At 43.3% G+C, this 12,918-nt stretch carries 11 protein-coding genes; 9 read left to right on the top strand and 2 right to left on the bottom strand.

Annotation, left to right across the window (positions count from 1 at the left end; genetic code table 11):
- Positions 1 to 132 precede the first annotated feature (132 nt).
- Positions 133 to 1,272, bottom strand: coding sequence for a DNA polymerase III subunit beta (gene dnaN, locus FC73_RS02235; RefSeq protein ID WP_010022183.1), 1,140 nt, complete (start codon positions 1,270 to 1,272; stop codon positions 133 to 135).
- A 212-nt stretch (positions 1,273 to 1,484) separates the two neighbouring features.
- On the bottom strand, positions 1,485 to 2,825 hold the full coding sequence (gene dnaA, locus FC73_RS02230) for a chromosomal replication initiator protein DnaA (RefSeq protein ID WP_010022182.1): 1,341 nt from the start codon (positions 2,823 to 2,825) through the stop codon (positions 1,485 to 1,487).
- A gap of 482 nt (positions 2,826 to 3,307) precedes the next feature.
- Here dnaA and rpmH point away from each other — a divergent pair, with 482 nt between their 5' ends.
- From rpmH to FC73_RS02185, 9 genes are all read left to right on the top strand, one after another.
- Positions 3,308 to 3,442: a 50S ribosomal protein L34 gene (rpmH, locus tag FC73_RS02225; protein ID WP_010022181.1), complete on the top strand. Its 135-nt coding sequence runs from the start codon at positions 3,308 to 3,310 to the stop codon at positions 3,440 to 3,442.
- A 59-nt stretch (positions 3,443 to 3,501) separates the two neighbouring features.
- Positions 3,502 to 3,858: a ribonuclease P protein component gene (rnpA, locus tag FC73_RS02220; RefSeq protein WP_010022180.1), complete on the top strand. Its 357-nt coding sequence runs from the start codon at positions 3,502 to 3,504 to the stop codon at positions 3,856 to 3,858.
- 2 nt (positions 3,859 to 3,860) lie between these two features.
- Positions 3,861 to 4,697 (top strand): YidC/Oxa1 family membrane protein insertase, encoded by an 837-nt coding sequence (locus tag FC73_RS02215; RefSeq protein ID WP_010022179.1) that lies wholly within the window; start codon positions 3,861 to 3,863, stop codon positions 4,695 to 4,697.
- A 147-nt stretch (positions 4,698 to 4,844) separates the two neighbouring features.
- On the top strand, positions 4,845 to 5,564 hold the full coding sequence (gene jag, locus FC73_RS02210; RefSeq protein ID WP_010022178.1) for an RNA-binding cell elongation regulator Jag/EloR: 720 nt from the start codon (positions 4,845 to 4,847) through the stop codon (positions 5,562 to 5,564).
- 142 nt (positions 5,565 to 5,706) lie between these two features.
- Positions 5,707 to 7,104 (top strand): tRNA uridine-5-carboxymethylaminomethyl(34) synthesis GTPase MnmE, encoded by a 1,398-nt coding sequence (gene mnmE / locus FC73_RS02205; protein ID WP_010022176.1) that lies wholly within the window; start codon positions 5,707 to 5,709, stop codon positions 7,102 to 7,104.
- A 26-nt stretch (positions 7,105 to 7,130) separates the two neighbouring features.
- Entirely contained in the window at positions 7,131 to 9,059 is a 1,929-nt protein-coding gene (gene mnmG, locus FC73_RS02200; RefSeq protein ID WP_010022174.1) for a tRNA uridine-5-carboxymethylaminomethyl(34) synthesis enzyme MnmG, read from the top strand.
- Between the two features lie 153 nt (positions 9,060 to 9,212).
- A complete protein-coding gene (locus tag FC73_RS02195; RefSeq protein WP_010022173.1) occupies positions 9,213 to 10,097 on the top strand; it encodes an ROK family protein in 885 nt (294 codons plus the stop codon).
- A 258-nt stretch (positions 10,098 to 10,355) separates the two neighbouring features.
- Complete coding sequence (rbsK, locus tag FC73_RS02190; RefSeq protein ID WP_010022172.1) at positions 10,356 to 11,990, top strand: ribokinase; 1,635 nt, start codon at positions 10,356 to 10,358, stop codon at positions 11,988 to 11,990.
- Between the two features lie 89 nt (positions 11,991 to 12,079).
- A complete protein-coding gene (locus FC73_RS02185) occupies positions 12,080 to 12,697 on the top strand; it encodes an NADPH-dependent FMN reductase (RefSeq protein WP_010022171.1) in 618 nt (205 codons plus the stop codon).
- Positions 12,698 to 12,918: the final 221 nt, after the last annotated feature.

Raw genomic sequence — 12,918 nt, 5'->3', positions numbered from 1 at the left:
ATTAAAAAGCTCATATTCGTAAATAAATGGAAATTTGAGCTTTTTGGCTAATTTACCAACTTTTTGTAAGTTCAAACTGCGCGCACAAAAAAAACGACCCCAAATTGGGGTCGCTGATCATCATTTATTAATTTAAAAGGTTCGTACTGGGGTAATGAGTTGAATGAAATCTTCCTTGTTTTCGGTTGGAACCAAGGCAAACGGTCGTAAGGCGGACGTAAACGAAATTTCGATGTCAGTCTGACCGAAGACTCGCAAAGCTTCCTTCATGTAATCGGGGTTAAATGAGATCTCAAGGTCTTCCCCCTCAGAACTTTTTGGCTTCAAGTCTTCTTCCACCGTTCCTACGTCAGGTGAATTCCCGGAAATGGTAACCACCTGGTCGTTAGGTTTAATGGTCAACTTAATGACATTATTTCGTGATTCGTGTGAAAGAAGGGAAGCTCGTTCGATGGCTGAAAGTAAGTCACCCGCCGCAAATTCCATCTTAGTGTTAGATGACTTTGGAATCAGACGGGAAGTGTCCGGATAGTTGCCCTCAAGTAGACGGGAATAGAATCTGGTGTCACCGAGGGTAAAGAGCACTTGATTTTCTGATAAATTCATCTGAATGTTTTGATCAATTCCGTCCAACATGTGGGAAAGTTCTTTCAAACTGTCTCCTGGAATTACCACGTCAAACTTACCGTCGTCATCGGCTGGAAGGCTAACTCTTCGTTGACTAAGACGATGACTATCGGTCGCAACTGCCAGCAACTTATTGTTAGCAAGTGTGAAATGAACCCCGGTCAGGATTGGTCGACTTTCCTGCTTGGAAACGGCAATGACCGTCTGACCAATGACCTGTCTAAAGATATCGGCAGCTAGATCAACGGTGTTTTCCGTATCAACTTCTGGAAGGTGCGGATAACCATTAGCATCAAGGCCATTAATGGTGAACTCAGAGTTGCCAGATTTAATGGTTGTTTGAAAATTATCGCCAACTTCTAGTGACATCGTTTTGTCAGGAAGTTTTTTGACAATTTCACTAAAGAAACGGGCAGGTAAAACAATACTACCAGTTGATTTAATCGTCAGTTCGTTGTCAGGATTACTTGCTTTAACGCTGGTTTGAATTGATACATCAGCGTTACTACCAGTGAGAAGAATGTCACTTTCTGATACGTCCATCTTTAAGCCAGTCAAGATTGGAATGGTGGTTTTTGATGAGATTGCTCTTGATACGGTATTGAGTGCTTTGATAAAAGCATTACGGTTCGTTACGAATTTCATTGCCAAATGTCCCCCTGAAAATGTGATGTCTATTTACTTAATTAAAGATATAAAGAACAGTAGAAGCAGTAGGCACTGTTAATACTGTGGATAACTCGGTAATTATTTACGGAATAAAAGTTATTAACTGTGGATAACTTTGTGAGTAACTCAATGAGTTATTTGCAGGTTATCCACACCCGCAATTATAACATTTTTAAATCGAACCACGGTTAGTGCTGTAACTCCGTCTTAATGTCCGAAATTTGTTTGCTTAAGTCAGAATCGTTGGCGGATGCGCGACTAATCTTGTCGTAGGCGTGAATGACGGTGGTGTGATCCTTTCCGCCAAACTCATCGCCGATTTTTGGAAGCGAGTTGTCGGTCATTTCTCGTGACAGATACATCGCGATCTGACGTGGAACAACGATTGCCTTAACCCGTTTGGTGCCCTTAATTTCTTTGACACTGATGTGATAGTAGGACGCCACCTTTGAAATGATGTCCGAAACGGTCAGAGCGGAGCGCGCCTTCGCTAGTTTGAGCGGTCGAAGTGCGTTTGCGACCAGTTCGGTGTCGATGGGTGCGTTGTTTAATTTGGCATACGCCTGCACTCTGGATAAGGCGCCCTCCAGTTCTCGCACGTTGGATTCGATCTGACTGGCAATGTATCCTAGGGCGTCAGCCGGGATGTCCATGTTGTCGGCCTTGGCCTTCGCACGCAAAATAGCGGTTCTGGTTTCCAGATCGGGCGCGGTAATATCAACGGAAAGTCCCCAGGCAAACCGCGAGACCAAGCGATCCTTTAGTTTGGGAACTTCGTTTGGAAGTCGATCAGACGTTAGCACGATCTGCTTATGATTGGAGTAGAGCGCCTGAAACGTGTTGAAGAATTCGTCCTGAGTGCCCTCTTTGTTACCAAAGAACTGGATGTCATCCACTAGAAGAACGTCAACGTTTCGATAGACGTGACGAAATTCATCCATTTTGTTGTTTTGAATGGCGCCGATGAAATCGTTAGCGAATTTTTCACTCGTCACGTACATCACGCGCTGACTGGGATCATGCTTGACGATGTTGTTCCCGATCGCGTGCATCAAATGGGTCTTCCCCAGTCCAACTCCCCCATATAAGAAGAGCGGATTGTATAATTTTCCGGGTGATTCACTAACAGCAAGGGCCGCAGCTTGGGCCATTTTGTTGCCTTGTCCAATCACGAAAGTCTCAAACGTATAGTTTGGTTCCAAGTGGGTATCGGTGTAGCTGTAAGAGTCTTGGCCGCCATCGGCTGGCTTTGCAGCGGGTTTTGATTCCTTTTGTAGTTCTTCTTCTAAAACAAATTTAGGAGAAATGTTCTTATAAGTAATAGAGTATGCGTACTCAACTAATTGACTTTTGAGCATTTTTTCCCAGTAGTCACGATGAAGCGAAGATGGTAATTCGAGTGTCAAGGTATCGCCGTCGTATGCAATTGGTTTCACGGTGGCGATCCAAGTATCGTATGTCGTGCCCTCAAATTTCGGATCCGCTTTAAATTTATTCTTAATTTTGTCCCATAATTCGTTTTGATCCATTGAGAGTGACTCCTTGTGTTTAAATTATGATTGTATTCTAGCATGTAGAAAAAAAGTTTTCCACAGAAAAAACAGGGTGTGTATAAATGTTTCACAGGGTGTTCATTAGTTATCCACATACCTGTTCATAAGTCTAGAAATTAATTTATAATTTGCTGAAATCAACAGTTTGCTGTGCATAACTAATTGTTGTTACAGTAGGGATTGAAGCTTGATAATGAACTTTATCCACAGATTGTGTTTAACGTTGTTAACATGCTGTGCTTTTGTTCAAAGACGTGTTCAATTCATGTTAATTCCCACAGGAGTTATCCACAATAATCCACAGGCAAATTTTATGAAACTTTTTTAAAGCGAACGGAGTGTTGTGTATTAATTTAAAATCCCTATTTGAAGATTATTAGATTTGTGATACTATAAGTTAGAAAAGCTATTGAATAGACAACTTAATATAGGCGATTAATTAGTAAGGAGGGTTAGTAATGAAAAGAACTTACCAACCAAAGAAACGTCGTAGAAACCGCGTTCATGGATTTAGAAAACGTATGAGCACTGGCAAGGGTCGTAGAGTTTTAGCACGTCGACGTCAAAAAGGTAGAAAAGTATTATCGGCATAGGCCACTGACCATTCAGTGGTCTTTTTCATTATTTTTTTGAAAATACTTGGAGATTATTCATGAGAAAATCGTACCGTGTCAAAAAAGAAGCTGACTTTCAAAAGGTTTTCGAAAAACATGATTCGGTTGCTAACCGACAATTTGTCGTGTACCAGCTGGAAAAACCGGGACAGAAACACTTCCGGATTGGAATTTCCGTGGGTAAAAAGATCGGAAATGCCGTTCATCGAAACTGGGTCAAACGGAGAATTCGCCAGTCGATTACAGAACTGAAGCCGGATCTAAGAACGGACGTGGATTTTTTAGTCATTGCACGTCCCAGAGCTGATGGGATGTCACAAAAAGACGTCAAGGCGAGTCTGATTCATGTTTTAAAGTTAGCTCATCTATTAGATTCTGATGATAGCGAGGAATAAAATTGAAAAAATTGAAAAGAATCGCTACTACGGCGATGATTGCCAGCCTTGGTCTGGTGCTCACGGCATGTAGTAACGCTCCAATTACTAACCATAGTAAGGGGATTTGGGATGGCCTAGTCGTCCTTAATTTCTCGAGAGTAATTATTTGGTTATCAAAATTCTTTGGTGATAACTACGGAATCGGAATTATCATCTTCACCATTATTGTGAGAATTATCCTTCTACCATTAATGATGTATCAGACTAAGAGTATGAAGAAGACGCAGGAAATTCAGCCGCAACTGAAGGCCCTGCAGAAGAAGTACTCCAGTAAAGATTCCGAGACAATGGAAAAATTACAGACGGAGCAACAGAAGCTGTATAAGGAAGCTGGCATTAATCCATGGGCTGGATGTTTGCCGATGGTTGTTCAACTACCAGTGATCTTTGCCTTGTATCAAGCAATCTGGCGGACTCACATTCTAAGAACCGGTCACTTCTTGTGGCTGCAGCTTGGTAGTCCGGATCCGTATTACATCTTGCCTGTGCTAGCCGCTTTGTTCACCTTCCTTAGTTCCTGGTTGTCAATGAAAGGTCAGCCGGAATCAAACGGAATGACGACGATGATGACGATTGGGATGCCAATCATTATCTTCTTCACCGCTTTGAACGTACCATCAGCCTTGTCCTTGTACTGGGTGGTTACGAATGCGTTCCAAGTAGTTCAGACGTTGTTAATCCAGAATCCTTGGAAGATCAATCGTGAACGTGAAGAAAAAGAACGTGAAAAACGCCAACACGATCGGGCCGTTAAAAAGGCCATTCGGAAAGCTAAGCAGAGTAAACATCACAAATAATTAACGAATAAAAAAGCAGACGATGGTCTGCTTTTTTTGTTTTCTCGTAATTTGTAATATTACATCTGTGAATTCCTATTCCTTCAACGATTTGATTTGTGATAATATTAATACCGTTGGACATTTACAAATATAGGAGAAGCAACAATGACGAAATACACCGGAGCCACCATCGAAGCAGCCATCCAAAATGGCTTAAAATCACTTGATACTAATCGTAATAATGTTGAAATTAAAGTTATTAAAACCGCTAGTAAGGGATTTCTGGGATTTTTCAAGCATCCCGCAGAAGTTGAAATGAACGTTAAAACATCTGATCCAGCCCGGAAACGGGCTGAAGGTCAGTTAAAAGTCAAAAAGGAGGCTAGTACGGCCGTTGCTAGTCCGGTCCAAACCGAAGATCGTCACGCCAAAAACGTCGAGGCGGTAAGTGGGCTAATTCAGTATTTACAGGCCATTACTGATCAAATGGGGATTGAGGCTGAACTAAGCTACGAGATGCCGAACAATCGCCACGTGACCATTAATTTTGATACGCCCAAAGAAGGCTTGTTAATCGGCAAACACGGTCGGACGATTAACGCCCTGCAGGAATTGAGCAATATTTACCTAAATAACATGGGAATTAGCTACCTGGAAGTTGAACTCGACACGGCTAATTACCGCCAACGTCGGCTTCAGATCCTCACTAGTCTCGCCGAACGGACGGCTAGAGAAGTTGTGGCAACGGGCAAACCAGTTTACTTGGACCCGATGCCTTCTTTTGAGCGTAAACAAATTCACGTGACACTTCAGGACAGTTCAGAAGTGATGACGTATTCAGCGGGACGCGAACCCCACCGTTCGATTGTGGTGGCTCCTCGCTAAATAATTGACAAAATAAAATTTTCGTCCTAGTATATGTAAGATTGTAAATTCGAATAGGTAAAGTAGTGAAAGTACTTTATCCACGCACAGGGCGTGGTTTGAGTACTTTTTTTATGCGATTAAATGAGAAAGGAGTTTGGATATGGCACTGACAACGACTGATTACGATACAATTGCGGCAATTTCAACCCCACCTGGTGAAGGTGGCATTTCGATTGTCCGCATTAGTGGATCGGATGCAATGAAGGTGGCTGAGAAGATTTATCGGGGTAAGAACCTCGCAAAAGTTGCTTCTAACACGATTAACTACGGTCACATCGTTGATCCGTCAGACCACAACAGTGAAGTTGACGAAGTGATGGTCTCGGTTATGCGAGCACCAAAGACGTACACCAAGGAAGACATTATTGAGATTAACTGTCACGGTGGGATTGTGGCCACTAACAAGATTCTCCAGCTGGTCCTAAGTAACGGTGCCAGAATGGCGGAACCGGGTGAGTTTACCAAGCGTGCCTTTCTAAACGGCCGTTTGGACCTGTCCCAGTCAGAGGCTGTGATGGACCTGATTGAAGCCAAGACCGATGAATCAATGAAAGCGGCTTTGAATCAACTAGATGGCAACCTCTCGCACCTCATTAAGCATCTCAGGCAGGACATCTTGGACGTCTTGGCCCAAGTGGAAGTCAACATCGACTACCCTGAGTATGATGACGTGGAGACCATGACGTCGAAACTCCTGATGGACAAATCGAAGGAATTAAAGGCTCAAATCGACCAACTTTTGAAGACGGCGAAGCAGGGGAAAGTCCTGCGGGACGGTCTGAATACCGCCATTGTTGGGCGACCAAACGTGGGCAAGTCGAGTCTGTTGAACCGGTTGCTTCACGAGGACAAGGCGATTGTAACCGATGTGCCGGGGACTACGAGGGATGTTTTGGATGAATACGTCAATGTCTCCGGAGTACCACTGCACTTGGTTGACACTGCCGGCATTCGTGATACCGAGGATAAGGTTGAAAAGATCGGGGTCGATCGTTCCCGAAACGCCATCAAACAGGCGGATTTGGTGTTACTGGTATTGAATGCCAGTGAGCCACTGACTGATGAGGACCGGGAACTGCTTGATCTGACCCAGAAGAGTAAACGGATTATTCTACTGAACAAGACCGATTTACCGGAAAAAATTAATGTTAACGAATTAAAACAACGTTATCACGCTGAAAATATCATCAAGACCCATGCTACGAAGGATAACGGAACGCAGTCACTTGAAGATACGATTGCCAAAATGTTCTTCAATGGTGGCATCAAGAGTTCTCAAAACGACGTCATGGTTACCAATGCCCGCCATATTAGTCTTTTACAACAGGCGAGTGATTCCCTTCAGTCGGTTGAAAACGGCTTAAATAACGGGATGCCCGTCGATCTAGTTCAGATTGACATGACAAATGCGTGGGATTTACTTGGTGAGATCACCGGAGACAGTTACGATGGCGAATTGTTGGATCAATTATTTAGCCAATTCTGTTTGGGTAAGTAAGCGATTAACTCAATGGAGGTTACTAAATGAATAAAATGATACAACAAGAAGTGAAGAAGACCTATAACGGTGGCGATTATGACGTCATCGTGGTGGGTGCCGGACACGCTGGTTGCGAAGCCGCTCTGGCATCTGCTCGCATGGGTCAAAAGACACTCCTTGTCACAATTAACCTTGATATGGTGGCATTTATGCCATGTAATCCATCAGTTGGTGGACCCGCAAAGGGAACGGTGGTCAGAGAGATCGACGCCCTTGGCGGTGAAATGGGAAAGAATATTGACAAGACCTACATTCAGATGCGAATGTTAAACACCGGAAAGGGTCCTGCAGTTAGGGCTTTACGAGCTCAGGCCGATAAGCATGCTTACCATCATGAAATGAAAAATACCCTTGAAAAAGAGCCTAATTTAACGTTGCGTCAGGGAATCGTCGATCGTTTGATTGTGAAAGACGGTCAGATTGAAGGCGTCGTTACCAATACCGGAGCGGAATACCATTCTAAGGCAGTTGTGATCTGTGCTGGAACGGCCGCTCGTGGCAAGATCATCATTGGTGAGTTGATGTACTCATCTGGTCCAAATAACTCGATTCCAGCCATTCATCTTTCAGAAAACTTGGAAGATTTAGGTTTCGAACTGAAGCGGTTTAAGACCGGAACCCCACCACGAGTGAACGGTGATACCATTCACTACAATGAAGCTGAGGAACAACCTGGGGATGAAACCCCTCACCACTTTAGTTACACCACCCCGTATGCAGACTACCTGCCGGTTTCAAAGCAGATTTCCTGCTGGTTGACGTATACGAACGAGGAAACCCACCAGATTATCAAGGATAACTTGGATCGGGCTCCCATGTTTACTGGGGTCATTGAAGGTGTGGGTCCCCGTTATTGTCCATCAATCGAAGACAAGGTGGTCCGGTTTGCGGACAAGAAGCGACACCAGGTCTTTCTAGAACCGGAGGGACGCCACAACGAAGAATGGTACGTCGATGGGATGTCGACCTCCCTTCCAGAAGAGGTTCAACAGCAGATGTTGCACTCCGTGAAGGGACTCGAGGACGTCAAAATGATGCGTCCCGGTTATGCGATTGAATACGACATCATCTCCCCTTACCAATTGAAACCAACCCTTGAGACCAAGAAGGTCAGCGGATTATTCAGTGCCGGTCAGACCAACGGAACTTCTGGATACGAGGAAGCTGCCGGTCAGGGGTTGATTGCCGGAATTAACGTCGCTTTGAAGATTCAGGGCAAGGATCCGTTGATTCTGCAACGTGATCAGGGTTACATCGGGGTCTTAATCGATGATCTGGTTACCAAGGGAACCAACGAACCATACCGACTTTTAACGAGTCGTGCCGAATACCGATTACTGCTTAGAAATGACAACGCTGATATGCGCTTGACCCCAATTGGTCACGAGTTGGGCTTGATTTCAGATGAACGTTACACTAAGTTTGTTGCTAAACGCAAGGCGGTTGAAGACGAAATTAAGCGCTTGAATACCGTTCGGATTAAGCCAAGTGAAAAAGTTAATCAGTTTGTGGAAGCTCAGGGGGACAAACCGCTCAAAGATGGTATTATTGCGGCGCAGTTCTTGCGACGTCCGTATGTAACATACGATAAACTGCTTGATTTCATTTCAGGACCCGACGAAAAATTGGATCCAGAAGTGGTGGAACAAGTTGAGATTCGAACTAAGTATGCTGGTTACATCAAGAAGGAAGAGGACAAGGTTGCCCGTATGAAGAAGATGGAATCCAAGAAGATTCCGGACAACATTGACTACTCCGTGATTGATGGGATTGCAACTGAGGGTCGCCAGAAGTTGGAGAAGATTCAGCCGGAGACGATTGCTCAAGCGGCCCGTATTAGTGGGGTTAATCCGTCTGACATTGCGATTCTTTCGGTGTACATTCAGCAGGGTAAAATTGCGAAAAAGAAATAAAATAAAGTTGGACTATGTGAAATAGTCCAACTTTTTGTTTACTGATTACTTAATTTTTTAACTAATGAATAAAAAGTGTTGCATTCGATATGTAAGCGCTTTATACTTGTATCAATAAATGAAACACAAAATGTTACAAAGGGGATCATGTTTATGCGATATGGAAGCATTGAAGCAGGTGGAACAAAGTTTGTTTGTGCCGTTGGTGACGACGATTTCAACATTGTTGATAGTGTTCATATTCCAACTACTACGCCAGAAGAAACTTTGGCTAAGGTAGTGGAATACTTTAAGAAGTTTGACCACATTGATGCATTTGGAATTGCTTCATTTGGCCCAATCGATGTTCGAAAAGATTCTGACAAATACGGTTGGATCATCAAGACTCCTAAAAAGGGTTGGAGCAACGTTAACTTTGTTGGAACCATGAAACGCGAGTTTGGGGTACCAGTTTACTGGACTACTGATGTTAACGGTTCAGCTTATGGTGAATACATCAAGCGTCGTCAGGCTAACAACAAGATTGAAGCGGTTAGTTACATCACTGATGGAACCGGAATTGGTGCTGGAACTGTTATTAATGATGAATTCTTAGGAGTTCGTGGAACCCCTGAATTCGGACACATTCGGGTTAAGAGACACAGAGATGACATGGATTTTGATGGGATCTGTCCTTATCACGGTGACTGTCTTGAAGGGGTTGCTTCGGGTCCAACTTTTGAAGCTCGAAATAACATTAAGGGTCAAGACACTCCACCAGATGATCCAGTTTGGAACATCATTGCTTACTACGTGGCTCAAGGTGTCATCAGTTTGACGGTTAACTTCCGTCCTGATCAAATCGTGCTTGGTGGAGGAGTATGTACTCCACAATTCGTTGAAAAGGTTCGTGACCAATTTAACCTCTTGTTCGATAATTACCTTGATGTTGGTCCACTTGACGAGTACATTAGTCGTCCGGTCGTACCTCACAATGGTTCCGCAACATTCGGGGACTTCGTGTTAGCTAAAAAGGCTTTAGACGAATCGAAGAAATAAATTAAATGGTTTAAAGGGATGCCTGAGGGTGTCTCTTTTTTTGTGTAAATTAACATTTTGGGTACCGTGTATGGTACCTTAAAAATATGAAGGGTTGAAGTGGTTAAATGAGTGAAGTGCTTTTGTCGATCAACTTACCATTGAAGAATTAATTAACTGTCTGTGATAAAAGCATCATTTTAGCCAAATCTATATACAACTATTTCCCACAATGATATCATATATTATGAAAGCGTTTGCAAATAGGGAGGCAGTAAAATGAGTAAAAAAGTTGTTGTGATCGGATCCACCAACGTTGATAAAGTTTTAAACGTTGATAAATATGCGTTACCAGGTGAAACCCTGGCGGTCGAAAACCACCAAGAATCTCACGGTGGCGGAAAAGGGGCCAATCAAGCAATTGCTGCAGCAAGATCTGGTGCTGACACAACGTTCATCACGAAATTAGGTGATGACGAAGACGCCAAATTCATGATTGAAGGATTTAAAAAAGACGGAATGAACATTGATTCCGTAATTACTACTCAAGCTCGTCAAACCGGACAAGCTTACATTACCGTTGACAGTACCGGACAGAACTCGATCTACGTCTATGGTGGAGCAAATATGGCCATGACCCCAGCAGACGTTGATCAACACGAGGACGCCATTAAGAATGCTGACCGAGCAATTGCGCAGTTAGAGATTCCAGTACCAACCATTATTGAAGCATTTAAGATTGCTAAGAAAAATGAGGTTCAAACCATTTTGAACCCGGCACCAGCCAAGAAGTTGCCAGAAGAACTCCTACAGTTAACTGACATTATTACCCCAAATGAGACGGAGGCCGAAGCCCTCACTGGGATTAAAGTCATTGATGATGATTCCATGATGAAGAACGCGGAATACTTCTTCAAATTAGGAATTCGAATGGTAATTATTACCGTTGGTGACAAGGGTTCGTTCTACGCCACTCCAGCCAGCCATGCGTTTATCCCAGCATTTAAGGTAAAAGCGGTTGATACGACGGCTGCTGGAGACACCTTCATTGGTGCCTTGGCATCTCGCCTAGATTTAAACAGTGCTAACATTCGTGACGCGATGTTGTACGCGAACCATGCTTCTTCTTTGACAGTTCAGGTGGCCGGTGCGCAGAACTCCATTCCTTACGAAAAGGATGTTTTGGACGTCATCAGCAAGACTTCCAAGACCAAGGAAGCCATCGAGAAAGAGAAGAAGCAAGCTGCTGAGTATGCGGCCGCACAGGTTCCTAATCACATCGTGCTGGGACTTGGTTCAGGTAGTACGGCTGCTTACTTCGTTAAGGCAATTAATGAAAGAATCAAAAAGGAAGGTCTTGACATTCAGTGTGTCGCAACTTCCGTTGGAACCGAGAAATTAGCCGAGAGTCTCGGCATGCCAATGCTTGATGTTAATACGATTGATCGCGTTGATTTAACGGTTGACGGCGCTGACGCTGTTGACGATAAGCTCAACGGGATCAAGGGTGGTGGAGCTGCCCTTCTCTTTGAAAAATTAGTTGCCACCATGTCGGACAAGAACGTCTGGATTGTTGATTCCACTAAGTATCACAAGACCTTAGCGGGTCAGAAGTTACCAGTTGAAGTAATTCCATTCGGTGGGATGGGTGTCTTCCGTTACTTAAACGAAGCCGGGTACAAGCCCGAGTTCCGCTTTAGAGACGACGGTGACATCCTTCAGACGGATTCAGGAAATTACCTCATCGATATTACGATCCCAGATGATGCTGATTTAGCTAAATTAGCTCACAACCTAAAGAATTATACCGGAGTTGTTGAACATGGATTGTTCCTGAACATCTGTGATCAGTTAATCATCGGTGGCGATAAGGTGAGAGTGATTGATCGTCCCAAAGAAGAAACTAAGAAATAAGTAAATTTCCGGATCGGCTAGAGATGGCTGGTTCGGTTTTTTTATTTTTACTAGGGTATAATTATTAGAAGGGAATGGAGGTAAGGCCGATGATAATTAATGTGATTTTAGGAAGCACCAGGGATGAAAGCCTTGGCAGACGGCTCTTTAAGTATCTTCTTAAGAGACAGGATGAGTTCGAAAAAGTAAATGATGTTAAGTTTAATTTTATAAGTTTATCGGACTACAATTTACCGTTTTTCTACGAAAGCATGGCGCCGATGGACAACCCCAATCGAGTCTTAAAGCCCAATGAACAAAGATGGGTTGATGACATGCGGCAGGCGGATGGATATATCTTTTTGGTTCCCGAATATAACCATTCCTTCCCCGCCGTTTTGAAGAATGCACTCGACTTCTTGGCGTTTGAAGCAAAGGGGAAACCCGCTAAAATTATTACCTATTCTAATAATTCGCGTGGTGGTCAATTCTCGTACCCCGCACTTTTGCCGACGCTTGGACAATTGGGCTTTTTCACCCTCCCAAAACCGACATCAGTTCGAAATGTCGACAAGAATTTTGGTGTAGATGGAAACTTTGTTAAGGATGCACCGGGAAAGCATGGCGATATAAAGAAGTTGAATCGAGCTTTCGCCGAAAGTGCTTTTTACAGTAAGTTATTTAAGGAGCATCCCTTTAAATATGATGCTCATATTTATGATAAGTAGAGTGAAAATGATTGTTACAAAAAGATAAAATCTAAAATTAATTGTAGTATTGATATGAATCCATGTCAGGCAAAAACATTTGGATTGTGGATTTGACCAAGTATCATAATGCTTTTCCGACCAGAAGTGTTTAACTGCAGTAATTTAATTCAGTAATGATAAGGGTAAACTGATTGTCTAAAAAGTTAAAAGTTAAAAAATAAATAAAATTCTAGAGCAGG

The organism is Fructilactobacillus fructivorans (assembly GCF_001434095.1).
Taxonomy (GTDB): Bacteria; Bacillota; Bacilli; order Lactobacillales; family Lactobacillaceae; genus Fructilactobacillus; species Fructilactobacillus fructivorans.
This window is presented reverse-complemented; position numbering and strand designations above follow the sequence as displayed.